We start from the raw sequence: 23,816 nt of genomic DNA, 5'->3' as shown, positions 1-23,816 counted from the left end.
ACTTTCGGCGGATGAAGCTGCGCGGTGCAGTGCGGATGATCTTGCCGGTGAGCGGTGTCAGGACTGCTCACGGCTGGTATCGCGAGCCTATCCGCGCACCGTGTGAGGCAGGTCCGATGGTCGATCATGCGCTGGGCCGCACTGCTGCGGCGACTTCGCGAACGGGGTTGTGGGCCTGGCTCGTCGAGCACCGCGCGGTGCTCGGCGACATCGCGTTCGTGCTGGTGCTGGCGGTCGCGCACGGCTTCGACCTGTCCATCGGCGAGCACCCGCCGTGGATGGACTGGTGGTGGCCGATGGTGGTGAGCGTGCCGGCCACCGCGATGCTGGTGCTGCGGCGGCGGATGCCGTGGACGGTGCTGCTCGTGGTGCTGGCGGTGACCGTCGCGCTCACCCTGCTCAAGCTCTACATCGGTGGCCTGAACCTGGCGATCCTCGTCGCGATCTACTCGGTCTGCGTGCGCGGCTCGCTGGTGGTGGCGGTGGTGGTCGGGTTGATCGCGATGGTCTACCCGGTCACCGAGATGGTCGTCTACGAGATGACCCCGGTGGAGAGCTTCCTGCGGATCACCGGCGGGGTGGTCAACCTGGTGATGGTCATCGGCTGGGCGCTGGCGATGCAGGTCGGGCGGCGGCGCGCGGCGCAGCTGGAGCAGACCCTGGCGATGCTCGACGACGCGCGCGACCAGCTGGCCAGGGACGCGGCGGCGGTGGAACGGGCCCGCATCGCGCGGGAGTTCCACGACATCGTCTCGCACAACCTGTCGGTGGTGGCACTGCGCGCGGGCGTTGCGCGGGCGCTCATCGACCGCGACCGGGAACACGCGCGGCAGACGTTGCAGGAGCTGGAGCAGAGCTCGCGCGGTGCGCTGGGGGAGATGCGGCACCTGCTCAACGCCCTCCGGGACCGCAACTCCGCGGGGCAGGACCCGATGGACTGGCAGCCGATGCCGGGGCTCGACGGGGTGGACGCGCTGATCGACTCGGTGCGCGGCGGACAGGTCGAGTGGCGGTTCGACCGGCGCGGGCAGGTCCGCGAGCTCGGCTCCGGGGTCGAGGTGACCGCCTACCGGATCGTGCAGGAGGCCATGACCAACGTGCTCAAGCACGCCGGCTCCGGGCGGGCGCGGGTGGTGCTGGACTACGGCCCGAGCGCGTTGCGCATCGAGGTGACCAATCTGGTCGGCGCGGGGGAGGTACCACCGGTGTCCCATCTTTCGGGACATGGGCTGATCGGTCTGCGGGAACGCGTTGCGCTGCTGGGCGGAACCTTGACCGCGCATCCGATTTTGAACGGATTTCACCTTGAAGCCGTGCTACCGTGCGGCGAAAATTCGGACCTGGCCTGACTCGGAAGTCGGGCCGGCCCGGACCGAGGAGGCCCCGCGTGGAAACTGAGGACACGACTGTCCTGGTGGTCGACGACCAGGCGATGATCCGCGCGGGACTCGTGGCGCTGCTGTCCAACGAACCCGGCCTGAGGGTGCTGGCCGAAGCAGCGGACGGGGACGCGGCGTTGGCCGCGGTGCGGCGCCGCCGCCCCGACGTGGTGCTGCTGGACGTGCGGATGCCCGGCAAGGACGGCATCCGGGCCGCCGCCGACATCATCGCCGAGACCGGCGGGGAAACCGCCGTGATCATGCTGACCGTGCACGACCTCGACGAATACGTCTACGCGGCGCTGCGCGCCGGGGCCAGCGGATTCCTGCTCAAGGACGCCACCCCGGAAGACCTGGTCAGAGCGGTGCGCACGGTCGCGGCCGGAGAAGCGCTGCTGGCGCCACGGGTCACCAAGCGGCTGCTGCAGCGGTTCGCCGCGCTCGGCGTCCGCGACGCGCGCAGCGAGCTCAGCGCGCTGACCGAGCGGGAGCTGGACGTGCTGCTCGAGGTGGCCAGGGGCGGGTCCAACGCCGAGATCGCGCGCAACCTCGGACTCGCGGAGCTGACCGTCAAGTCGCACCTGTACCACGTGATGCAGAAGCTGCACCTCAGCTCGCGCACCCAGCTGGTGATCACGGCCTACGAAACCGGTTTGGTCTGCCCCGGCCAGGACAACAGGGACCTCCGCCAGGCCTCGGCCTGAGTACCTGTCTGAAGCTCTCGTTTTGGGTGGCGGTGCGGGTAGCGGAACCTCAGCGCCCGCCTGGTCTCCGGGTGCCCGACTTTATGTATGCCAATACACGGCAGTCGGGCCGTCCTCGCCAGGCGAACGCTGAGAACCCGCGGCGGTGCCAGCGCCGAGGGTGGGTTAAACGCCTCCGGCGTTTCAAGACAAAGATCAAGAACCAGGATCAAAACAGGATCTGACGCACCCGCGCCCCGGCGACGGCGGAGCGGTCTAATGGGGACATGAGTTCTGCGTTGCGAGTCGGTCTTGTCGGGTATGGCGTCGGGGGTGCGGTTTTCCACGCGCCGCTGATCGAGGCGCATCCGTCGTTGCGGTTGTCCGCCGTGGTCACGGCGAATCCCGAGCGGCAGCAGCAGGTGCGTGCCGAGCACCCGGATGCCGCTGTCGTCGACGACATGGACTCCTTGCTGGCCGGGGATCTGGACCTGGTCGTCGTGGCCAGTCCGAACCGGACTCACGTCGAGCTGGCCACCGCGGCGCTGGACGCCGGGCTGCCGGTGGTGGTCGACAAGCCGTTCACCCCGACCGCGGTGGAGGGGCGGAAGCTGATCGAGCACGCCCAGGCCAAGGGGCAGCTGCTGACGGTCTTCCAGAACCGCCGGTGGGACAACGACGTGCGCACCGTGGCCAAGCTGCTCGGCGACGGCGAGCTGGGCCGGGTGCACCGCTTCGAATCGCGGTTCGAGCGCTGGTCGCCGACCCCGAAGCCGACCTGGCGCGACTCCGGCGGCGCGGAGGACGTCGCGGGCCTCCTCTACGACCTGGGCAGCCACCTGATCGACCAGGCCCTGCAGCTGTTCGGGCCGGTCGCGGCGGTGTACGCCGAGCTCGACCGCCGCCGCGAAGGCGTGCAGGCCGACGACGACTCCTACGTGGCGCTGACCCACACCAACGGGGTCCGCTCCCACCTGTGGATGAGCAAGCTGGCGGCGCAGTCGGGCCCGCGCTTCCGAGTGCTCGGCGACCGCGCGGCGTTCACCAAGCACGGGCTCGACCCGCAGGAGGCGGAGCTGCGCGCGGGGCGCCTGCCGGTGGACGGCACCTGGGGCCGCGAGCCGGAGGAGAACTGGGGAGTGCTGGGCGTCGGCGACGACGTCCGCCGCGTCCCCAGCGAACCGGGCGACTACCTGGCGTTCTACGACGGGGTCGTCAGCGCGCTGCGCGACGGCACACCGCCGCCGGTCGACCCGGCCGACGCCGTGGCGGCCCTGGACATCATCTCCGCTGCTCGCCGCTCGGCCGCCGAGATCACCGTCGAGCGGTTGCTCTAGCGCCCGGCGGCACGAGTTGCGATCCGGCTCCGGCCCCCCACGCTGAATGGCGGGGCGCCGAAGGTGAGGAGCCGCGGATGAGCGAGACCAGCATCGAGGCCGGTACCGCCGCGTGGAGCACCACTCCGGCCGTGACCGAGCACCTCGAGCGGCCGGAGCTGGACAGCCTGCAGCTGTGGTGGCGGGCCGCCAACTACCTCTCCGCCGGGCAGATCTACCTGATGGACAACCCGCTGCTGCGGGAGCCGCTGCGGCCCGAGCACGTCAAACCCCGGCTGCTCGGGCACTGGGGCACCACGCCGGGGCTGAACTTCGTCTACGCGCACCTCAACCGGGCGATCCGGCAGCGCGACCTGGACATGATGTACGTGATCGGTCCGGGACACGGCGGGCCCGGGCTGGTCGCGGCGGCGTGGCTGGAAGGCACCTACAGCGCGGTCTACCCCGACGTCGCGCAGGACCACGACGGCCTGCGCCGGCTGGTCACCCAGTTCTCCTTCCCCGGCGGGATCCCCAGCCACGTCGCGCCGGAGACCCCGGGGTCGATCCACGAGGGCGGTGAGCTGGGCTACTCGCTGTCGCACGCCTTCGGCGCGGCCTTCGACAACCCTGATCTGATCGTGGCGTGCGTGGTCGGCGACGGCGAGGCCGAGACCGGTCCGCTGGCCACCAGCTGGCACGCCAACAAGTTCCTGGACCCGGCCACCGACGGCGCGGTGCTGCCGATCCTGCACCTCAACGGCTACAAGATCGCCAGTCCGGCAGTGCTGGCGCGCATTCCCGACGACGAGCTGCTGGGGCTGCTGCGCGGCTACGGCTACGAGCCCTACCTGGTGTCCGGATCGGTGCCGGAGCCGATGCACCACCTGTTCGCCGCGACGCTGGACCGGTGCCTGGACGAGATCCGCTCGATCCACCGCCGAGCCCGCCGCGACGGCTGGGTGCAGCGACCGCGGTGGCCGATGATCGTGCTGCGCACCCCGAAGGGCTGGACCGGACCCTCCACTGTGGATGGAATGCAGGTGGAGGGGACGTGGCGCTCGCACCAGGTCCCGATCCCCGATCCGCGCGGCAACCCGGAACACCTGCGCCAGCTCGAGAACTGGCTGCGCAGCTACGAACCGGCCGCGCTGTTCGACGCCGACGGCGCTCCGGTGCAGCGCGTCAAGGACCACAGCCCGACCGGTCACCGCCGGATGAGCGCCAACCCGCACGCCAACGGCGGACGCCTGCTGCGGGCACTGCGGCTGCCGGACTTCCGGGACTACGCGGTGACCGTCGAAGAACCCGGGGCGACCACCGGCGAGGCGACCAAGGTGCTCGGCCGGTTCCTGCGCGACGTGCTGCGCCGCAACGCCGAGGAGCGCAACTTCCGGGTGTTCGCGCCGGACGAGAACAACTCCAACCGGCTCAACGCGGTCCTCGAAGCCACCTCCCGCGCCTGGTGCGCTGAGACTGAACCGGACGACGAGGCGCTGGCCCCCGACGGCCGGCTGATGGAAGTCCTGTCCGAGCACACCTGCCAGGGCTGGCTGGAGGGCTACCTGCTCACCGGGCGGCACGGGTTCTTCTCCTGCTACGAGGCGTTCGCGCACATCGTGGACTCGATGGTCAACCAGCACGCCAAGTGGCTGAAGGTGAGCAACCGGCTCGCCTGGCGGTCGCCGATCGCCTCGCTGAACTACCTGCTCACCTCGCACGTGTGGCGGCAGGACCACAACGGCTTCTCCCACCAGGACCCCGGGTTCATCGACCACGTGGTGAACAAGAAGGCCGAGGTGGTGCGGGTCTACCTGCCGCCGGACGCCAACACCCTGCTGTCGGTGCTCGACCACTGCTTGCGCAGCCGCGACTACATCAACGTGGTGGTGGCCGGCAAGCAGCCCGCACCGCAGTACCTTGACGTCGAGGCGGCGGTGGTGCACTGCACCAAGGGCATCGGGATCTGGGACTGGGCCAGCAACGACCAGGACGGCGAACCGGACGTGGTGCTGGCCTGCGCCGGGGACGTGCCGACGATGGAGGTGCTGGCCGCCGTCGAACTGCTCCGCGGCCACTTCCCGGACCTGCGGGTGCGGGTGGTCAACGTGGTGGACCTGATGCGGCTGGAGCACGAGCGGGAGCACCCGCACGGCCTGTCCGACGCCAAGTTCGACAGCCTGTTCACCCGGGACCGGCCGGTGATCTTCAACTACCACGGCTACCCGTGGCTGATCCACCGGCTGACCTACCGGCGCCGCAACCACGACAACTTCCACGTGCGCGGCTACAAGGAGGAGGGCACCACGACCACGCCCTTCGACATGTGCGTGCTCAACCAGATCGACCGCTTCAACCTGGCCATCGACGTGATCGACCGGGTGCCGAGGCTGGGGCCGAGCGCGGCGTACGCGCGGGAGGCGTTGCAGGCCAAGCTGATCGAGCACCGGCACTACATCTCGGTGCACGGCGAGGACATGCCGGAGATCCGGGACTGGGAGTGGTCGGCGCGGTGAGGGTGCTGACCGTCAACGCCGGGTCCAGCAGTCTGAAGCTGGTGCTGCTGGACGGCGACGAGGTGGTGGCCCACGAGCACCTGGAGCGCTGGGAGGGCGAGGCGGAACCGATCCGCCGGTTCCTGGACGACCACGGGGCCGACGCCATCGGGCACCGCGTCGTGCACGGCGGTACCCGGATCGTCGAGGCGGCGGTGGTCGACGACGACGTGTTCGACTACCTCTCGTCGCTGACCGAACTCGCGCCGCTGCACCAGCCGCGAGCTCTGGGCGGGCTGCGCGCTGCTCGTGCGATCGCGCCGGACACGCCGTCGGTGGCGTGCGTGGACACCGCCTTCCACGCCGGGCTCCCCGCGGCGGCGGCGACCTACGCGCTGCCCCGCTCGTGGAACCGAATGTGGTCCTTGCGCCGCTACGGGTTCCACGGCCTTTCGCACTCCTACGCCGCGGTGCGCGGCGCTGAACTGGTCGGATTGCCCCCCGGACAGGGCAGAGTGCTGTGCTGCCACCTCGGTGCGGGTGCATCGATGGCTGCGGTGCGCGACGGGCGCTGCGCGGACACCACGATGGGTTTCACGCCGGAAGAAGGCCTGGTCATGAACACCCGAAGCGGCACCATCGATCCCGGGCTGATCGGCTACCTGATCAACACCAAGGGTTTCGTGCCGCAAGAGCTGTTCGACGTGCTGGCGAAGCACTCCGGGCTGGCAGGCCTGTCCGGGACCTCGGGCGATCTGCGCGAGGTGCTGGCGGCGCGCTCCGGCGGGGACGAAGACGCGTCGGTGGCCTTCGACGTCTACCGGCGCAGCTTGGTGCGGCACGCTGGAGCGATGGTCGCGGTGCTCGGCGGCCTGGACCTGCTGGTGTTCACCGGGGGGATCGGCGAGCACCAGCCGCCGGTGCGGGCCGCGGTGTGCGAAGCGCTGTCCTTCGCAGGCGTGGCGCTGGATCCGCAGCGCAACGAGGCCGCTTCGGCCGATGCGGACATCACCGGGATCGGAGCGCCCGTCCGCACCGCAGTCGTCCAGGCCCGCGAAGACCTCGAAATCGCCCGCCAAACACGAGCCGCGGTGGGGAGCTGATCAACCGCTGACGCGGGAGGCCGAGTTCCAGAGGACGCATTCGTCGCAGTAGCCGCCGCCTGCTCGCCACCACTGGCAGCAGGTCGTTCGGCGGGGCCACGGGTTGCGGGTGGGGGTGATGTCGAGCAGGTGTTCGCGACCGGTGGCGGCGAGCAGTTCGCGGGCTGTCGCGATGGCGTCGCCGGGCATTCCCGCGCGCTGCAACCGCCAGAGCACCGTGCCCACCGAACCAACCGGATTCCCCCAGTACTCGTGGCTTTCCGGGCACGGGCCGCCGAGCGCGTGCAGGGCCTCGGTCAACGGCTCGAAGGCCTCGGCGAGGTCCCGCCACCACTCCTGCGGCGTGCGCCCGGCCTCCGCACCCGACGGGCGCAGCGCGGAAAGGCGTCCTTCGGCGGTGACGGCGACGTGCAGGTCGCGCAGCGAGGGAACGGCCGCGCCGAGGTAGTGCTCCGGCACCGTCGCGCAGCAGGCGAGCCAGCCGAACCGGAACGCCACCAGCACGATTCCGGCCCGCTGATGCCGGAATCCGCCGCGTTCCTGCCATTCCGCTGCGCAACGCGACAACCACGGACCCGCGGGATCGCAGAACTCCGCCCAAGGCACCGTCGGCAGGCTCGACGACGGCACGGTCCGCGGCCTGGGCAGCAACCGATCGCACTCCCGCAACCGGCCGCTCAGCACAGCCGGGGAACACGCCGAAGCGCTCATGCCTGCGATGCCTTCCCGTCGATGTGCGGAGTGCAGCCTACCTCGATTTCGCGGTGGTCTTCCAGGACACTATGGACGGACGAGAATTCGCCGGATCGGACTAGTCGGAGAGCGGTGTCGGTGCTGGTCACCGCCCTGATCGTGACATGAACCCGGTGCGTTTGCGCTGGTAATTCGCCACCCCGCGAAATTTCGTACCGCCGTTCGGTTCAACTCGGCGGTTACCTGTTGTCAACAATGTTCGCGTTGACACCTGCGACTGGCGCGGCCTAGCGTCTCTGCGCAACGCATCCCCCGAATGGGCGATGCACGCGAGGGAGGCGTGAGCCGATGCGCAAGAACGAAATCTCCCGACGACAGATGCTCCGCACCGGTGGCGCGGCCGCGTTGGCCTTGCCGGTGGCCGGTTTCCTCGCCGGTTGCAGCTTCACCCAGCCAGGCACGGGACAGCCCGCCGGATCCACATTGGACCAGATCAAGAAGCAGGGCTTCGCCCAGATAGCCATCGCCAACGAACCGCCCTACACGAAGATCGAACCGGACGGCACGGTCACCGGTGCCGAGCCCGATGTGGTCGCCGCCGTGCTCAAGCGGATGGGCATCCCGGAGGTCCAGGGCGTGGTGACGCCGTACGAGTCGATGATCCCCGGGCTCAAGGCGAACCGGTGGGACATCATCGCCGCCGGGCTGTTCATGAAGCAGTCGCGCTGCAGCCAGCTCCGCTACTCCGAACCGCAGCTGGTCTCCACCGAGTCCTTCGCGGTGCCCGCGGGCAACCCGAAGAAGCTGACCAGCGTCGCGGCGGTGAAAGCCGATCCGGCGGTGAAGGTCGCGGTGCTGCCCGGCGGTTTCGAGGACGGCGCGCTCAAGACGCAGAACGTGCCCGCCGGGCAGATCGTCAACATCCCGGACGGCCGCAGCGGAATCGAGGCGGTGCAGGCCGGTCGGGCCGACGCGTTCTTCCTGCCGACCCTGTCGCTGGAGTCGCTGAAGACCGACGGCATCGAGATCACCCCCGCGATCGATGACGTGCAGCAGACGGGTTCGGGAGCCGGCTTCCGGATGGAGGACCAGGACCTGGTGAACGCCTACGACGAACAGCTGCGCGCGCTGAAGGCGAGCCCGGAGTTCGACCAGATCCTCTCGAAGTGGGGATTCTCCGCCGACGCGTCGAGAAAGGTCACTCGCGACCAGCTCTGCTCGGTGGCGGGCTGACGGAGTTCTGAGGCGATGTCGCAGATTCTGCCGTACTTGCCGCTGCTGCTCGAAGGCCTGCTGATCACGTTGGCGCTGACCGCGGCCGGGATGGTGTTCACCGTCCTGGTCGCGTTCGCCGCCGGGTTGTGCCGGATGTCGCGGCGGCGCTGGGTGCGCTTGCCCGCCGGGGTGTTCGTCGAGGTGTTCCGCGGGACGTCGATGCTGGTGCAGCTGTTCTGGCTGTTCTACGCGCTGCCGTTCTTCGGGGTGCAGCTCGTGCCGTTCGCCGCGGCCGTGCTGGCGCTCGGGCTCAACGAGGGTGCCTACGGGGCGGAGATCGTGCGCGGCGCGATCAACGCCCTGCCCCGCGGCCAGCGGGAAGGTGCGGTCGCGCTGAGCCTGACGCCCTACCAGCGGATGCGGTTCGTGATCCTGCCGCAGGCGATTCCGGCGATGATCCCGCCGTTCGGCAACGTCTTCGTCGACCTGCTGAAGAACACCTCGCTGGTGTCGCTGGTGACCGTGGCGGACCTGACCTTCCGGGCCCAGTGGGTGCGCTCGACCACCGGGGCCACGGCGGCGGTGTTCGGCACCATCCTGGTGCTCTACTTCCTGGTCGCGTACCTGCTCTCGCTGGGTTCGGACTGGCTGGAACGCCGGTTCGACGTAGCCCGACCTGAGGCGCGGGATTCCTTGCTGCGCCGGATGTTCCGATCTGGGGAGATGGTTCGCTCATGATCTGGGACTGGGATTTCGCGTTGCGGATCGTCCCGTCCCTTTTGGACGGTCTGCTGGTGACCGTGCAGATCACCTTGCTCGGCATGGCGATCGCGCTCGTGCTGGGCTTGGTCCTGGCCGTGGTGCGGTATTCGAAGGTGCCGGTGCTCGGGCGGATCTTCGGGTTCTTCGTGCTGTTCGTGCGGGGCACGCCGCTGCTGGTGCAGGCGTACTTCGCCTTCTACGTGCTGCCGACGGTGGGGGTGAAGTTCTCGCCGCTGATCACCGGGATCATCGTCATCGGCATCAACTACAGCGCCTACACCGCTGAGGTGTACCGCGCCGGGATCCAGTGCGTGCCGGCGGGGCAGTGGGAAGCGGGCACCGCGCTGAGCCTGTCCGGCTGGCAGCGGTGGCGGTTCGTGGTGCTGCCGCAGGCGATCCGCGACGTCGTTCCGGCGCTGGGCAACTACCTGGTGCAGATGTTCAAGGATTCGGCGATCCTGGCCGCCATCACGGTTTTCGAACTGCTCAACCACGCGACCGCGATCGGTTCCAGCAGCTACCGCTACCTGGAGCCGCTGACCATCGCGGGACTTCTCTTCCTGGCGGTCAGCCTCCCGGCCGCGAAGCTGATCAAACGATTGGAGCTGCGCCTTGCCCATCCGAGATGAGGACGTCCAGCCGATGATCTCGTTCTCCGGAGTGGGGAAGTCCTTCGGCGACAACCAGGTGCTGCGCGAGCTCGACCTCGGCGTCGCGGCGGGGGAGAAGGTCTCCATCATCGGGCCCAGCGGATCCGGGAAGACCACCATCCTGCGGCTGCTCATGACGTTGGAGGAACCGGACACCGGTCTGGTCGCGGTCGACGGCGAGCCGCTGTGGGACCGCCGCGGAGGTGCGGTGGTCGACGCCAAGCGGCAAGCGGCCGTCCGCCGCAAGATCGGGATGGTGTTCCAGCACTTCAACCTGTTCCCGCACATGACCGTGCTGAACAACGTGATGCTGTCGCCGGTCCGGGTGCTCGGCATGAGCCGGGATGAGGCCGAGCAGCGCGCGGTCGAGCTGCTGCAGCTGGTCGGCCTGGAAAAACACCTCGGGCACAAGCCGGGGCAGCTCTCCGGCGGTCAGCAGCAGCGCGTCGCGATCGCCCGCGCGCTGGCGATGCGGCCGAAGGTGATGCTCTTCGACGAGGTCACCTCCGCGCTGGACCCGGAGCTGATCGGCGAGGTTCTGAACGTGATCCGCGACCTCGCGCGCACCACGGCCATGACGATGCTGCTGGTGACCCACGAGATGCGCTTCGCCGAGGAGATCTCGGACCGGGTCCTGATGTTCGACGGCGGCCAGATCGTCGAATCCGGTCCGCCCTCGACGATCTTCCAGAACCCCCAGCACGACCGCACCCAGCGCTTCCTCAAGGCGGTCCTCGAACGCAAGTGACCTGCGTCTGCGGCGACGGATCTGGTGGGCCTGGTTGAACAGGTGGGCTGCGCCGAGCCGACCTAGGCTGGGGCGGTGCCTTCGGCTGTCAACCTGTTGAAGCGCTTGCTGCTCGGTCGGCCGTTGCGCAGCGACCGGGTAGCGGAGACGCTGCTGCCGAAGCGGCTGGCGCTGCCGATCTTCGCCAGCGATGCGCTGTCCTCGGTCACCTACGCCACGCAGGAGATCCTGCTGATCCTGTCCATCGGCGGGATCGCGCTGCTGCACCTGACGCCGTGGGTGGCGCTGGCCGTGGTGGTGCTGCTCGCGGTGGTCGTCGCTTCCTACCGGCAGGTGGTGCACGCCTACCCCAGCGGCGGCGGCTCCTACGAGGTCGTGGTGCGCAACCTCGGCCGCGACCCGAGCCTGGTGGTGGCCGCGGCGCTGATGGTCGACTACGTGATGACGGTGGCGGTGTCGGTCGCCGCCGGGGTCGACAACGTCGTGTCGGCGGTGCCGCAGCTCTACCCGCACCGGGTGTGGCTGGCGGTCGGCGTGCTGGTGCTGCTCATGGCGATGAACCTCCGCGGCGCGCGCGAATCGGGACGGGCCTTCGCGGTGCCCACCTACCTGTTCGTCGTCGCGCTCGGACTGACCATCGTGGTCGGGTTGGTCCAGCTCGCCGCGGGGAACCCGCCGGTCGCGGAGAGCGCGGGCTGGACGATCCGGCCGGAGGAGGTGGACATCACCGGCGTCGCCTTCGTGTTCCTGCTGCTGCGGGCGTTCGCCTCCGGCTGCACCGCGCTGACCGGCGTGGAAGCCATCTCCAACGGGGTGCCCGCGTTCCAGCGGCCGAAGGCGGCCAACGCGGGCCGGACCCTGGTGATCATGGGCATCCTGGCGATCTTCCTGTTCAGCGGGGTGACCGCGCTGTCGATGATCGCCCAGGTGCGGGTCGCCGAAGACCCGTGCGACCTGATCGGCTTCCCCACCGACTGCCACAGCACCGGCCAGCGCACCGTCATCGCGCAGGTGGCGGCAGCGGTGTTCGGCTCGGGCAGCGTGCTGTTCTACGTCGTGCAGGCCGGTGCCGCGCTGATCCTGCTGCTGGCCGCCAACACCGCGTTCAACGGCTTCCCCACGCTGGCGTCGCTGCTGGCCCAGCGCCGCTACCTGCCGCGCCAGCTGCACACCCGCGGTGACCGGCTGGCCCACTCCAACGGCATCGTCCTGCTCGGGCTGGTCGCGATCGCGCTCATCGCCGCGTTCGAAGGCTCGGTGACGGCGCTGATCCAGCTCTACATCATCGGGGTGTTCACCTCGTTCACGCTGAGCCAGATCGGCATGGTCAAGCACTGGAACACCGCGCTGGCCGACGCCGACCGGGCCGAGCGCCACCGCATCCACGGCAACCGGCTGATCAACGCCGTCGGCGCGGTGCTGACCGCTACGGTGCTGGTGGTGGTGCTGGCGACCAAGTTCACCCACGGCGCCTACCTCGTCGTGATCGCGATCCCGGTGCTGTTCGCACTGATGCGCGGCATCCACCGCTACTACGGCGACGTGCGCCGGGAACTAGAGCCGGAACCGGGCGACGTCGCCCTGCCCAGCCGGGTGCACTCGGTCGTGCTGGTGTCGACGCTGCACAAGCCGACGCTGCGCGCGCTGGCGTTCGCCCGCGCCAACCGGCCGGACACGCTGACCGCGCTCACCGTGAACGTCGACGAGGTGGACACCGAGGTGCTGCGCCGGGAATGGGACCGGCAGGGCATCGAGACCCCGCTGAAGGTCGTGGAGTCGCCGTACCGGGAGATCACCCGGCCGGTCATCGACTACATCAAGCGCATCCGCCGCGCCGGGCCCCGCGACCTGGTGTGCGTCTACATCCCGGAGTACGTGGCCGGGCGCTGGTGGGAGAACCTGCTGCACAACCAGAGCTCGCTGCGCCTGACCTGGCGGCTGCGGTTCGAGCCGGGCGTGCTGGTGGTCAGCGTGCCGTGGCAGCTGGACTCCAGCCACCGGCGGCAGGTCGACCGCGCCGATCGCGCGCCCGGTCACGCCCGCCGCGGCATCACCCCGCCGGACTGAGCTCGCTGAGCAGGCGGTAGGAGTCGAGCCGGTCGGCCGGATCGTGGGCGGTGGTGGTGACCAGGACTTCGTCCGCGCCGGTGCGCGCGACCAGTTCCGCCAACCCGGCGGCGACCTCGTCCGGGGTGCCGAACAGGTGACCCCGCAGGGCGCGCTCGAACTGGGCGCGCTGGCGGTCGGACATCTCCCGGGCCAGGACCTGCTCCGGGGACTCCAGCGGCGGGAACTCGCCGTGCGTGCGGGAGTAGGCCGTCGCCCACGCCTCGGGGACGAGCAGCCGCTCCGCCCGCTCGGTGCTGCCGGCGACGGCGATCGACCGGGCGAGGACCACGTACGGCTCGCTGGCCTGCGCCGATGGCCGGAAGTCCGCTCGGTACTGCTCGATCGTGCGGATCATCCGGTCGTCCCCGTGCGCGGCGGCGATCACCAGCGGCAACCCGAACTCCGCTGCGGTGCTCGCGCCGGAACCGGTGGCGAGCAGGAACACCGGCAGATCCAGGCCTTCGGCCGGGACCGCGTGCACGCCGGCGCTCTGCCGGCCGTCCAGGTAGGTCAGCAGTTCCGCGAGCTGCTCGCCGAACCGGTCCGCATCTTCCTTGCCCCGCCCCAGAGCGCGCCGGATGCCGTCGGTGAAGCCGACCGAACGGCCCAGACCGACGTCGATGCGGTCCGGGAACAGCGAGCCGAGCACGCCGAACTGCTCGGCCACCACGAGCGGCTGGTGGTTGGGCAGCATGACACCACCAGTTCCGGCCCGGATCCGGCTGGTCGCGGCGGCGACGGCTGCCGCCAGCACGGTGGGCGCGGCCCCGGCGACACCGGGCACGCTGTGGTGCTCGGCCACCCAGAACCGGTGGTAGCCGAGGTCCTCGACCTGCTGGGCGAAGCGGACGGTGTCCCGCAACGCCTGCTGCGGGCTCAGCCCCCGCCCGACGTGCGAGCGGTCCAGCACGGAAAGACGCAAGCTCACACCGTGGTCAACGCGCACCGGGCGCCGGGATTCCACCGGCGGGGATGACCCGGGCCACAGGGCGCGACTACGGGGCGCTGGGGATCAGGATCCAGAGGAACAGGTAGAACAGGACCTGCGGGCCAGGCAGGACGCAGGAGACCACGAAAGCCAGGCGGACCAGGCCGACGCTCCAACCGAACCGGTGGGCGATCCCGCGGCACACACCGGCGATCATGCGACCGTCGCGAGGACGTTCCAAGCTGCTCATGCCCACAGCCTGCGACCCGCCCGGACATCGCGCACGTCGGGCCGGCGTGGCACGTTGACCTGGTGGAGTTCGAGCAGGTCGCCCGTGAGCTGTGCACCGCCGACCCGGCCGGGTTCATCCCCGCGCGGGACCGGGAAGCCGCTGCGGCAAAGGAGCGCGGCGACGAAGAGCTCGCGGCTGCGCTCAAGAAGCTGCGCAAGCCCACTGCTGCCGCGTGGGCGGTGAACCTGCTGGCGGTCCGCGAGCCTGACGCGCTGTCGGTCCTGCTGGAGCTGGGGGAGCGGTTGCGGTCGGCTCAGCGCGAGCTGCGGGGCGACGACATCCGGGGCTTGGCCGGTGAGCGGGCCCGCGTTCTGCGGGAGCTGACCGACCTCGCGGCTGCCCTCGCGACGGAGGGCGGGCACCCGCTGACCGAACCGACCCGTCAGCAGGTGGAGCAGACTCTCACCGCTGCGCTCTCCGATCCGGTTGCCGGGCGCGAGGTTCAAGCCGGGACGCTGTCGAAACCCCTGGAGTACAGCGGGTTCGGGCTCGATGAGCTCGCTGTTGCTGCGATGCGGCGCAATGCGAAGGCGGAACCCGCGGAGAAAGCACGCAGTGGGAAGGCGCGGGTTGCCGAGCTCCGGGAGGAACTCCGGCGTAGCGAAGCGCAGCTCGGCGAAGCCGCTGACGCGTTGGAGACCGCTGAGCGCGCGGAGCGCGAAGCAGAGGAGCGGTGCGAGGAGCTCCGCGACGAGATCGAGGAGCTGCGGGAGCAGCTCGCGCAGCGCCGGGACGCGCTGGAGCGGGCGGAGGGCGAGCAGCGCGAGCTCCGACGCGGCGCGAAAGCTGCACGGCAGCGCCGGGAGCGCGCGCAGCGCGAGCGGGACGCGGTAGCGGAGCGGCTGCGGAGCGCGGAAGCGCCGTGAGGCGCGGTGCGTCATCCGCGGAGCGGATGGCGGGTATGCGAAAAGTGCGCTTCACCGGGGTGTGACGGCTGCTTATGGTCAAGCGCCGGAATCCGGCGGGCGATCTCCGCGGCTCGGTCGGGTCCGGGCACGTTGGCCCTACTAGGACACCGCCGTCCGGGGGAACCGAATGAAGCCACCGCAGAGCATCCGCCGGATGCGCGTCCTGCTGCTCGTGATGTTGCTGCTCATCGGCATCGTCAACTACATCGACCGGAGCACGCTGGCCATCGCCAACCACAGCGTCCAGGACGAGTTCGGCATCGGCCCCACCGAGATGGGGCTGCTGCTGTCGGTCTTCTCCTGGGCCTACGCCTTCGCCCAGCTGCCCGCGGGCGGGTTGCTCGACCGGTTCGGGCCGCGGAAGGTGCTCGGCGGCGGACTGCTGCTGTGGTCGATCGCGCAGGCCTTCTGCGGGCTCGCAGCGAACTTCAAGCAGATGCTGTTCGGACGCTTGTTCCTGGGGATCGGTGAAGCACCGGCGTTCCCCGGTGGCGCCAAGGTCGTCGCCGACTGGTTCCCGCGCGAATCGCGCGGACTGCCGATCGGGCTGTTCAACACCGCTTCGACGCTGGCCCCGGCCATCGCGCCGCCGCTGCTGACCTGGCTGATGCTCAGCTACGGGTGGCGCACGATGTTCGTGGTCGCGGGCGTCGCCGGGATCGTGCTGGCGCTGATCTGGTTCGTCGTCTACCGGGACCGCAAGCAGTTGCTGGACGACCCCGAACCCGCCCCGGAACCGGTGTCGCTGCGCGAATGGCTCGGCCTGCTGCGGCACCGCAGCACCTGGGGCATGATGATCGGCTTCTCCGGCGTCATCTACTCCATCTACCTCTACCTGACCTGGCTCCCGGCCTACCTGGAAGGCGAGCGCGGGCTGAGCGTGGCCGACACCGGCATGGCGCTCATCGTGCCCTACCTGGCCGGAACGCTGGGCATGCTCTCCGGTGGCGGCGTCGGCGATCTGCTGGTGCGGCGCGGGGTTTCGACCATGATCGCCCGCAAGGTGCCGATCTGCGCCGGATTGCTGCTCGGCGGGCTGTGCACCATCCCGGTGGCGCTCACCCCGAGCACCACGCTCGCGCTGGTGTGCATCTCCGCCTCGCAGTTCTTCATGAACAACGCCAGCGCCGGTGCCTGGTCGCTGGCCACCACCGTCGGCGCCGAGCGGATCACCGCGTCGCTGGGCAGCCTGCAGAACTTCGGCGGCTACTTCGGCGGTGCGTTCGCCCCGCTGATCACCGGGATCATCGTCGACGAGACCGGATCCTTCGTGCTCGCGCTGCTGGCGGCCAGCGGGATCGCCATCGTCGCAGCGCTCAGCTACGCGTTCCTGGTCGGCAAACCCGTCGGCATGCCCGAGGCCGAACCGGTCCGATGACCGGAACTGTCCACATCAGACACCCGTGGTGAGGGGACGCGCATGGTCGAAGCGAACCGGACCGATCCGGCGAAGGCCTTCCCGGACAAGCACATCCCGCGGCCGCAGGTTCGCGACCTGCCGGAACCGCCGGTCAAGCAGTGGCGGCTGATCGGCCCCGGCATCGTCGCCGCCGGCGTGGGGCTGGCCAGCGGTGAGTTCATCCTCTTCCCGTACATCACCTCGCAGGTCGGGCTGACCTTCGTGTGGGCTGCGCTGCTCGGCCTGCTCACCCAGTACTTCCTGAACATGGAGATCGAGCGCTACACCCTGGCCACCGGGGAAACCGCGGTCACCGGGTTCAGCCGGTTGTGGAAGCACTGGGGCCTGGTGTTCGCGGTGATGGCCTACTTCGCGAACCTGTGGCCGGCCTGGGCGACCAGCTCGGCGACCCTGTTCACCTACGCCTTCGGCGGCGACGTCGCAGTGGTGTCGGTGGTGATCCTCGTCGTCGTGGCGCTGATCCTCACCCTGGCCCCCGCCGTCTACACCGCGCTGGAACGGGCGCAGATGGTCAAGGTGGCCGCGATCTTGCTGCTCATCGTGATCGGCTCGGTGTCCGTCATCGGCGCCAGCGCTTGGAGCGCGGTGCCCTCGATCGTCACCGAACCGCGTTTCCCGGCCGAGGAACTGGGCTTCGCCGTGCTGATGGGCGCGCTGGCCTTCGCCGGTGCCGGTGGCGGCCAGAACCTGGTGCAGAGCAACTGGATCCGGGACAAGGGCTTCGGCATGGGCCGCTACGTGCCCAAGATCGTCTCGCCGCTGACCGGGGAGACCGAAGCGCGCGGCCAGGCCGGGTTCATCTTCCCGGCCACCGAGGAGAACCTGGGCCGCTGGCGGGCGTGGTGGCGCTTCGCCAACAAGGAGCAGGCGTGGACCTTCGTGGCCATCACGTTCCTGTCCATCATGTTCATGTCGCTGCTGGCGTACGCGACCGTCTTCGGCTCCGGCGAGGTGTCCAACGACGTGTCGTTCCTGCGCGTCGAGGGCGAGGCGATGATGGCCGCGGCCGGCGGCTGGTTCGGCTACTTCTTCTGGATCGTGGGCGCGTTCTCGCTGTTCGCCGCGGCGCTGGGCATCGTCGACTACACCAGCCGGCTGGCCGCCGACGTGCTGAAGACGACCTACTTCCCGAAGGTCTCGGAGAGCCTGCTCTACGCGGTGCTGGTGTGGGGTCTGGTGCTGATCGGCATCGTGGTGGTCCTCGCCGGGCTCGGCCAGCCGCTGCTGCTGGCGACGATCGCGGCCTGCACCGGCGGGACGATGATGTTCATCTACTCCGGTCTGCTGATCGCGATCAACCGCAAGATGCTGCCCGGCCCGATCCGCATCCGCGGCTACCGGATGGCGGCGCTGATCTGGTCGATCCTGCTGTTCGGCGTGCTCGCGGTGCTGACCGCGCACCAGCAGCTGGACAAGTTGTTCGGCTGACCGAGATCATCTGTCGGGTGCGGCGGACCGGACAGGTGGTGGCATGGACGACGCGGGGTGGTCGCGGTGAAGGCGGCGGAGGCGTACCGCTTCCGCCTGGACTGGTTCATCAGCTTCGTCTCCGTGGTGGAGCACGGCGGGTTCTCGGCCGCGGCGCACGCCCTGTACCGGTCGCAGTCGAGGATCAGCACCCACGTCGCCGAACTGGAACGAGCGCTGGGCGTGCGGTTGTTCGACCGCGCCTGCACCCCGGTCGAGCTCACCGCCGAAGGCCGCGAGCTGCTGCCGCACGCCCGCGGCATGCTGCAGCACCTCCAGGCGGCCAGCGACAACGCGTCGCGCGCCGCGCAGCGGGTGTGCGGGAAGGTGCGCCTGGGCGCGTACCCCAGCGCGGCGGCGCACCTGTTCCCGTTCCTGCTGGAGCAGAGCGCGCTGCGGTACCCCGGTGTCGAGCTGGTGCTGTGGGAGGGCACGACGCTGGAACTGGAGGCGGCACTGCTCTCCGGCGACGTCGATCTCGCCGTCCGCCCGGTGCTGCCCGCGCCGACCAGCGACGCGTTCACCTGCCGAACGCTCTGGCAGGAACCGCTGGTGGCGGTCGTGCCCGACGAGGAGGCCCCGGCAGGCCCGCTGCGGTTGGCGGAGCTGGCCTGCCGGCAACTGATCACGGTGGGGGACAACACCGGCCGCGGCAACGACAACGTCGAGACGGCGATGGCCTTCGAGCAGGCCGGTCTGGTGCCCGACGTCGTGTTCCGCACCAACCAACCGCAGACCCTGATCGCCCTGGCGCGCCGGGGAATCGCGGTCGGCGTGACCAACGCCCTGGCGATGCTGATGGCGAACACCGAAGGCGTCCACGTCGTCCCGATCGCCGACGCCGTTCGGGGACGTGAAGTCGCTTTGTGGTGGCGGACCGACAGAACCCCCACCCGGGCCAAGGAAGCGGTGCACGCGCTCCTCGCCGAGGCACCGCTCCCGGCGTTCGGATCCTGAGGGACTGACCCGCACCGACGTGGGAAGCCTCCGGCCGCGTGGGTCGGAGGCTCCGTGGGCCGGGGGTGCGAATGCTCCACGTGCCAGCGCGGAGCGCCCGGTCCGCAGCTTCAGCGTAACTCTCCCGCCGGCTTTCCCCAGCCTCCGCCACCTGGGGTTTCGATGCGGATCCGGTCTCCTCGGCGCAGCGGCCAGGTGCCCTTCGCCGGGAGTTCCTGCTCAGCGCCGTCGGCGCGGACGAGGACGTTGCGGCCCACCTCGCCAGGCAGGCCGCCCCGGGCGCCCGGAGGCGCGTGGCTGCGGCGCTCGGACTGGATCGTCAGGGTGCAGTCGGCCAGGGCCTCGATCTCGCGCACGAGGCCTTCGCCACCGGGGTGGTGCCCAGCGCCGCCCGAGGACGGGCGCAACTCGTAGCGCCAGACCCGCAGCGGGTAGCCGAGCTCCACCGCCTCGGCCGGGGTGTTCTGCGTGTTGGTCATGCCGGTGTGCACCCCGGACATGCCGGCCCGGTCGGGGGTTCCGCCCTCACCGCCGCCGAGCGTCTCGTAGTAGCTGAACGCCGGTTCGCTACCGCCGATGAGCAGGTTGTTCATCGTTCCCTGGCCCGCTGCCGGCACGCGGTCGGGGATCGCCTGGGCGAACGCGCCGAGCAGGACGTCCACGATGCGCTGGCTGGTCTCGACGTTGCCCGCCGCAGTCGGCGCCGGGAACACGGGGTTGACCACGGTGCCCTCGGGCGCGGTCACGCGCAACGCCCGGTAGCACCCGGCGTTGGGCGGTGCGTCGGGATCGGTGAGCATCCGCAGGACGAACATCGACGCCGACAGCGTCACCGCGAACACCGCGTTGCAGTTCACCGGGATCTGGTCGGCGGTGCCGTCGAAGTCGATCGCCACCTCGTCGCCGGTGACGGTCACCGCCGCCCGGATCGGCACGCCGTCGCCGATCTCCAGCACGTCCTCGTTGCGGTAGCAGCCGTCGGGGATCTCGCGGATCGCCGCCCGCACCCGGCGGTCGGAGTAGTCGCACACCGCCGACATAGCCGCGCGCAGCCGCTCCGAGCCCATCCGCTCGGCGAGTTCGCGCATCCGCACCGCGCCGACGTGGTTGGCGGCGAACTGGGCGCGCAGGTCACCGCGCCGTTCACCGGGAGTGCGGGAATTGGCCGCGATCAGCCGGACCACGTCCTCGCGCTCGCCGTCGGCGTCGGCGATGCGCACCGGTGGGATCCGCACGCCCTCCATCGCGATCTCGGTGGCCGACGCTGGCATCGAACCCGGCGCCGCCCCGCCGACGTCGGCGTGGTGCGCGCGGTTGGCCACGTAACCCAGCAACCGGTCGCCGTCACCGACCGCGGCGACGATCGTCAGGTCCGGCAGGTGGGTCCCGCCCAGGTACGGGTCGTTGACGCACACCTGCGCACCCGGCTCGAGCCGACCGCAGGTGTCCAGCACCGCGCGGACGCTGGCGGGCATCGCGCCCAGGTGCACCGGGATGTGCTCGGCCTGCGCCACCATCTCGCCGTCGGCGTCGAACACCGCGGCCGAGCAGTCCGCGCGCTCCTTGATGTTGGGGGAGTAGGCGGCGCGGCGCAGGGCCACGCCCATCTCGTCGGCGACCCCGGCCAGCGCGTGCCGGAACACCTCGAGTTCCACCGCGGACAGTTCGGTCATGTCAACCGCACCACCAGGTTCTCCGCGTCGTCCACGAACGCCACCTCGCCATCGTCGAGCAGCGTCGTGGTGTCGGGCTGTTCGACCAGCGCCGGGCCGGTGATCTCGTCGCCCGGGTGCAGGCCGGCGCGCGGGACGACGTGGGCGCGCACCGTCCGGTCGCCGATGCCGATCTCGCGGTCCGGCTTGGTCTCCGGGCTGCCCTGGTCCCAGTTCCCCGGTGGGGCGGCGAGCACCGGTTCGCCCCGGGCGACGACGCGCAGCGTCACCACCTCGACCGGCTCGTCCCGCATCTCGTAGCCGTAGGCCTCGCGGTGCGCGGTGTGCAGCAGCTCAGCGGTCCCGGTTTCGCCGGTCACGTCGACCCGCAGCTCGTGCGACTGGCCCGCGTAGCGCATGTCAGCCACTTTGGACAGTTCGATGTTCGTTGCCACCCCTTGCTTTTCGAGCTCGCGGCGCGCTTCGTCGGCCAGTTCGTCCCAGAGCTCCGACAGGTCGTCCCCGGCGCTGGACAACACGGTTCGAGAGGCCTCGAACCGGGGCGGGGCCAGCAGCAGGCCGAGCGCGCTGAGCACGCCTGGCGCCGGGGGCACCACGACCGCCGGGCAGCCGAGCTCGCGTGCGAGCGCGGTCGCGTGCAGCGGGCCTGCGCCGCCGTAAGCGACCAGGGCCAACCCGGACGGGTCGACGCCGCGTTCGGTGCTGACCCGGCGCAGCGCGCGCGCCATCGTCGCCCGGACCACGGCGAGCACGCCCCCAGCGGACTCCGGCAGCCCGGACAACGCGCGGTCCGCTGCGTCGGCGTCCAAGCGCAATCCACCGCCGAGCTCGCGGGCCGGGTCCAGGTGGCCCAGCGCGCAGTGCGCATCGGTCACGGTCGGTTCCTGCCCACCTGCTCCGTAGCAGGCGGGTCCGGGGTCCGCGCCCGCCGAACGCGGCCCGACCCGCAATGCGCCACCGGTGTCCACCCAGGCGATCGAGCCACCTCCGGCCCCCACCGTGTGGATCCCGACAGCGGGGGTGCGGAACGGCAGACCGGCGATCTCCGAAGAGGTCGAGACCTCGGGGTGCCCGTCGCGGATCAGGCAGACGTCGGTCGAGGTGCCGCCCATGTCGAAGGCGATCGCGTCGTCGAACCCGGCCGAACGCGCCACCGCCCCGGCCGCCACCACACCGGCCGCCGGTCCGGACAGCAGGGTGTGCACGGGAGCGGTGGCGGCGAAGGCCACGCCGGCGGTGCCGCCGCTGGAGGTCATCACGGTGATGGTCGGATCCGGCAAGCGGGTTTCCAGGTTGGACAAGTACCGGTGCATCACCGGCTCGATCGCCGCGTTGAGCACGCAGGTGGACGCCCGCTCGAACTCCCGGAATTCCGGCAGCAGCGCGCTGGAACGGGTGATCGGCACACCCAGCTCGCCCAGCGCGGTGCACAACCGCCGCTCGTGGTCGTCGCACGCGTAGGAGAACAGCAGGCTCACCGCGATCGCCTCGGGCTCCAGCCGACGCACTGCGTCCACCGCGCGCTCGATCTCGTCGTCGGTCAGGGCGATGATCGGCTCGCCGTCCGGCCCCATCCGCTCCTCGACCGTGACCACCAGCTCCCGCGGGATGAGCGGCTCGGGCTTGGTCACCGACAGGTCGTAGAGCGCGGGCCGGTTCTGCCGGGCGATCTGCAGCACGTCGGTGAAACCTGCGGTGGTGACGAACGCGGTGCGCGCGATCTTGCGCTCCAGCACGGCATTGGTCGCCGTGGTGCTGCCGTGCGGAAGCAGGCGGAGGGCGCCGTCCGGCAAGCTTTCCGCCACGCCTCGCTGGACCCCTTCGGCGGGATCGGACGGGGTGGTGGGCACCTTCACGGCCTTCGGCCGGTGGCCGGGGGCGTGCAGGACGACGTCGGTGAACGTGCCTCCGACGTCCACCCCGGCACACGCCTCGACCTCGTCCGGCATCGCGTCACCCGCCCGACAACCCCGGACCCCAGCCGTCTCCCGGTCCGGGCGCATACCTGAAGTCCACCGGTTCGCGGACGGCGGCGCAATTTCAGCGCCTGCTCCCGATCTGGTGCTGCGGCGCTGATCAGGGGGTGCGTGCCAGGGCATCCAGCAGCAGTCGCAGGGTGCGGCTGGGATTGTCCTTGCGGTACAGCAGCTTCACCTCGGTGTGGATCGGTGGTGCCAACCGCACGATGCGCGTGCCCCGGACCGGTGCGCTCTCGGCGTGCCACCGGTCGGTGAACGCGCACCCGAGCCCCGCGCCGACCATCTGCTCCCAGGCCAGGCGCTCGTCGGTCTCGCACACCACGCGCGGTCGGAGCCCGAGCGAGGTGAACCAGAGGTCGAGCTGGCTGCGCCGGTGGCCGTTCGCGGGCAGGATCAGCGACAGCTCGGCCAGACCCGCGTGGGGGAGTTCGGCGGGGACCGGCATTCCGCTCGGGCACAGCAGCACGATCTCGCGACTGCCCAGCGCTACGCTGCCCAACCCGTCGTCGACCGGGTCCGACGCGGACAGCTCGACGATCCCGGCCATGGCCTGCCCGTTCCGCACCACGGCGGCGACTTCGGCCGGTCCGTCGCGCCGCTCCAGCGACACCGTTGCGTTCGGGCACTGCTCGGTCAGCACGCGCAGCAGCCGTGGTGCCGTCCCGGCGCCGAGGGTCGGGGTGGCCGCCAGGACGAGCTCCCGCCGTTCGCCCAACGACAGGATGTCGGTGATGTGGCCGGAGATCGCCCGGGCGTGGGCGACGACCGCCAGTCCTTCCTGCGTCGGGTGCAACCGTCGCCCGTTGGAGGCCAGCAGCGGCGTGCCCACCTCCCGTTCCAGCGCGCGCACCGCACGCCCGAGCGCCGGTTGGGAGACGTGCAGCGCACGGGCGGCAGCCGTCATCGTGCCGTGGTCGACGACGGCGATGAGGTAGTGCAGCTGTTGGAGGTTCATGTCCGGAAGGCATGTAAGCAAGCCGAACCGGACTTGGACAAGTGCTTGGTTGTTTCGGTGCCATGGGAACTCCCGATTCCGGCG

At 70.4% G+C, this 23,816-nt stretch carries 20 protein-coding genes; 14 read left to right on the top strand and 6 right to left on the bottom strand.

Features of this window, described 5'->3' with window-relative positions; translation table 11 throughout:
* Positions 1 to 116: 116 nt before the first annotated feature.
* From OU415_RS07770 to OU415_RS07750, 5 genes are all read left to right on the top strand, one after another.
* Complete coding sequence (locus tag OU415_RS07770) at positions 117 to 1,349, top strand: sensor histidine kinase (RefSeq protein WP_270947908.1); 1,233 nt, start codon at positions 117 to 119, stop codon at positions 1,347 to 1,349.
* 38 nt (positions 1,350 to 1,387) lie between these two features.
* Positions 1,388 to 2,083: a response regulator gene (locus tag OU415_RS07765; protein WP_270947907.1), complete on the top strand. Its 696-nt coding sequence runs from the start codon at positions 1,388 to 1,390 to the stop codon at positions 2,081 to 2,083.
* A 266-nt stretch (positions 2,084 to 2,349) separates the two neighbouring features.
* Positions 2,350 to 3,399: a Gfo/Idh/MocA family protein gene (locus OU415_RS07760; RefSeq protein ID WP_270947906.1), complete on the top strand. Its 1,050-nt coding sequence runs from the start codon at positions 2,350 to 2,352 to the stop codon at positions 3,397 to 3,399.
* 77 nt (positions 3,400 to 3,476) lie between these two features.
* Entirely contained in the window at positions 3,477 to 5,894 is a 2,418-nt protein-coding gene (locus OU415_RS07755; RefSeq protein WP_270947905.1) for a phosphoketolase family protein, read from the top strand.
* Positions 5,891 to 6,976 (top strand): acetate/propionate family kinase, encoded by a 1,086-nt coding sequence (locus OU415_RS07750; protein ID WP_270947904.1) that lies wholly within the window; start codon positions 5,891 to 5,893, stop codon positions 6,974 to 6,976. Before OU415_RS07755 ends, OU415_RS07750 begins: the two co-directional genes overlap by 4 nt.
* On the opposite strand, the gene OU415_RS07745 is transcribed toward OU415_RS07750, so the two are convergent.
* Positions 6,977 to 7,687 carry a hypothetical protein gene (locus tag OU415_RS07745; RefSeq protein WP_270947903.1) on the bottom strand — a complete coding sequence of 237 codons (711 nt, stop codon included), beginning with the start codon at positions 7,685 to 7,687 and terminating at the stop codon, positions 6,977 to 6,979.
* 330 nt (positions 7,688 to 8,017) lie between these two features.
* Between OU415_RS07745 and ehuB the strand changes: the two genes are divergently transcribed.
* From ehuB to OU415_RS07720, 5 genes are all read left to right on the top strand, one after another.
* On the top strand, positions 8,018 to 8,902 hold the full coding sequence (gene ehuB, locus OU415_RS07740; RefSeq protein WP_270947902.1) for an ectoine/hydroxyectoine ABC transporter substrate-binding protein EhuB: 885 nt from the start codon (positions 8,018 to 8,020) through the stop codon (positions 8,900 to 8,902).
* A 15-nt stretch (positions 8,903 to 8,917) separates the two neighbouring features.
* A complete protein-coding gene (ehuC, locus tag OU415_RS07735; protein ID WP_270947901.1) occupies positions 8,918 to 9,622 on the top strand; it encodes an ectoine/hydroxyectoine ABC transporter permease subunit EhuC in 705 nt (234 codons plus the stop codon).
* On the top strand, positions 9,619 to 10,275 hold the full coding sequence (ehuD, locus tag OU415_RS07730) for an ectoine/hydroxyectoine ABC transporter permease subunit EhuD (protein ID WP_270947900.1): 657 nt from the start codon (positions 9,619 to 9,621) through the stop codon (positions 10,273 to 10,275). Before ehuC ends, ehuD begins: the two co-directional genes overlap by 4 nt.
* Before the next feature lie 13 nt (positions 10,276 to 10,288).
* Positions 10,289 to 11,044: an ectoine/hydroxyectoine ABC transporter ATP-binding protein EhuA gene (ehuA, locus tag OU415_RS07725; RefSeq protein ID WP_270948032.1), complete on the top strand. Its 756-nt coding sequence runs from the start codon at positions 10,289 to 10,291 to the stop codon at positions 11,042 to 11,044.
* A gap of 75 nt (positions 11,045 to 11,119) precedes the next feature.
* Positions 11,120 to 13,111, top strand: coding sequence for an APC family permease (locus OU415_RS07720; RefSeq protein WP_270947899.1), 1,992 nt, complete (start codon positions 11,120 to 11,122; stop codon positions 13,109 to 13,111).
* Here the strand turns inward: OU415_RS07720 and OU415_RS07715 are convergent.
* Both OU415_RS07715 and OU415_RS07710 read right to left on the bottom strand, forming a co-directional pair.
* Positions 13,095 to 14,075 carry an LLM class flavin-dependent oxidoreductase gene (locus OU415_RS07715; RefSeq protein WP_270947898.1) on the bottom strand — a complete coding sequence of 327 codons (981 nt, stop codon included), beginning with the start codon at positions 14,073 to 14,075 and terminating at the stop codon, positions 13,095 to 13,097. The genes OU415_RS07720 and OU415_RS07715 overlap by 17 nt on opposite strands.
* A gap of 73 nt (positions 14,076 to 14,148) precedes the next feature.
* Positions 14,149 to 14,331, bottom strand: coding sequence for a PspC domain-containing protein (locus OU415_RS07710; RefSeq protein ID WP_270947897.1), 183 nt, complete (start codon positions 14,329 to 14,331; stop codon positions 14,149 to 14,151).
* Between the two features lie 62 nt (positions 14,332 to 14,393).
* On the opposite strand from OU415_RS07710, the gene OU415_RS07705 reads away from it, so the two are divergent.
* The 4 genes from OU415_RS07705 to OU415_RS07690 all read left to right on the top strand — a co-directional run bounded on the left by OU415_RS07705 (position 14,394) and on the right by OU415_RS07690 (position 19,125).
* On the top strand, positions 14,394 to 15,239 hold the full coding sequence (locus tag OU415_RS07705; protein ID WP_270947896.1) for a hypothetical protein: 846 nt from the start codon (positions 14,394 to 14,396) through the stop codon (positions 15,237 to 15,239).
* A 169-nt stretch (positions 15,240 to 15,408) separates the two neighbouring features.
* On the top strand, positions 15,409 to 16,659 hold the full coding sequence (locus OU415_RS07700; protein ID WP_270947895.1) for an MFS transporter: 1,251 nt from the start codon (positions 15,409 to 15,411) through the stop codon (positions 16,657 to 16,659).
* A 42-nt stretch (positions 16,660 to 16,701) separates the two neighbouring features.
* The gene (locus OU415_RS07695; protein ID WP_270947894.1) at positions 16,702 to 18,129 is read left to right on the top strand and encodes an Nramp family divalent metal transporter; all 1,428 of its coding nucleotides are present in this window, start codon (positions 16,702 to 16,704) and stop codon (positions 18,127 to 18,129) included.
* 66 nt (positions 18,130 to 18,195) lie between these two features.
* Complete coding sequence (locus tag OU415_RS07690) at positions 18,196 to 19,125, top strand: LysR family transcriptional regulator (protein WP_270947893.1); 930 nt, start codon at positions 18,196 to 18,198, stop codon at positions 19,123 to 19,125.
* A 110-nt stretch (positions 19,126 to 19,235) separates the two neighbouring features.
* Here the strand turns inward: OU415_RS07690 and OU415_RS07685 are convergent, their stop codons facing one another.
* From OU415_RS07685 to OU415_RS07675, 3 genes are all read right to left on the bottom strand, one after another.
* Positions 19,236 to 20,798 carry a hydantoinase B/oxoprolinase family protein gene (locus OU415_RS07685; RefSeq protein WP_270947892.1) on the bottom strand — a complete coding sequence of 521 codons (1,563 nt, stop codon included), beginning with the start codon at positions 20,796 to 20,798 and terminating at the stop codon, positions 19,236 to 19,238.
* Complete coding sequence (locus OU415_RS07680; protein WP_270947891.1) at positions 20,795 to 22,747, bottom strand: hydantoinase/oxoprolinase family protein; 1,953 nt, start codon at positions 22,745 to 22,747, stop codon at positions 20,795 to 20,797. Before OU415_RS07680 ends, OU415_RS07685 begins: the two co-directional genes overlap by 4 nt.
* Positions 22,748 to 22,874: 127 nt before the next feature.
* Positions 22,875 to 23,732: a LysR family transcriptional regulator gene (locus tag OU415_RS07675; protein ID WP_270947890.1), complete on the bottom strand. Its 858-nt coding sequence runs from the start codon at positions 23,730 to 23,732 to the stop codon at positions 22,875 to 22,877.
* Positions 23,733 to 23,816 lie beyond the last annotated feature (84 nt).

Origin of the sequence: Saccharopolyspora oryzae (assembly GCF_027853915.1) — a bacterium.
GTDB classification, from domain to species: Bacteria; Actinomycetota; Actinomycetes; order Mycobacteriales; family Pseudonocardiaceae; genus Saccharopolyspora; species Saccharopolyspora oryzae.
The sequence above is the reverse complement of the archived record's forward strand: the minus strand, read 5'-3'. Positions and strand labels throughout refer to the sequence as shown.

Coding starts and splice junctions, on each gene's coding strand:
- OU415_RS07770 (WP_270947908.1), top strand. CDS start 117: ATGGTCGATCATGCGCTGGGCCGCACTGCTGCGGCGACTTCGCGAACG.
- OU415_RS07760 (WP_270947906.1), top strand. CDS start 2,350: ATGAGTTCTGCGTTGCGAGTCGGTCTTGTCGGGTATGGCGTCGGGGGT.
- OU415_RS07755 (WP_270947905.1), top strand. CDS start 3,477: ATGAGCGAGACCAGCATCGAGGCCGGTACCGCCGCGTGGAGCACCACT.
- OU415_RS07745 (WP_270947903.1), bottom strand. CDS start 7,687: ATGAGCGCTTCGGCGTGTTCCCCGGCTGTGCTGAGCGGCCGGTTGCGG.
- ehuB (WP_270947902.1), top strand. CDS start 8,018: ATGCGCAAGAACGAAATCTCCCGACGACAGATGCTCCGCACCGGTGGC.
- ehuC (WP_270947901.1), top strand. CDS start 8,918: ATGTCGCAGATTCTGCCGTACTTGCCGCTGCTGCTCGAAGGCCTGCTG.
- ehuD (WP_270947900.1), top strand. CDS start 9,619: ATGATCTGGGACTGGGATTTCGCGTTGCGGATCGTCCCGTCCCTTTTG.
- ehuA (WP_270948032.1), top strand. CDS start 10,289: ATGATCTCGTTCTCCGGAGTGGGGAAGTCCTTCGGCGACAACCAGGTG.
- OU415_RS07710 (WP_270947897.1), bottom strand. CDS start 14,331: ATGAGCAGCTTGGAACGTCCTCGCGACGGTCGCATGATCGCCGGTGTG.
- OU415_RS07700 (WP_270947895.1), top strand. CDS start 15,409: ATGAAGCCACCGCAGAGCATCCGCCGGATGCGCGTCCTGCTGCTCGTG.
- OU415_RS07695 (WP_270947894.1), top strand. CDS start 16,702: ATGGTCGAAGCGAACCGGACCGATCCGGCGAAGGCCTTCCCGGACAAG.
- OU415_RS07685 (WP_270947892.1), bottom strand. CDS start 20,798: ATGACCGAACTGTCCGCGGTGGAACTCGAGGTGTTCCGGCACGCGCTG.
- OU415_RS07680 (WP_270947891.1), bottom strand. CDS start 22,747: ATGCCGGACGAGGTCGAGGCGTGTGCCGGGGTGGACGTCGGAGGCACG.
- OU415_RS07675 (WP_270947890.1), bottom strand. CDS start 23,732: ATGAACCTCCAACAGCTGCACTACCTCATCGCCGTCGTCGACCACGGC.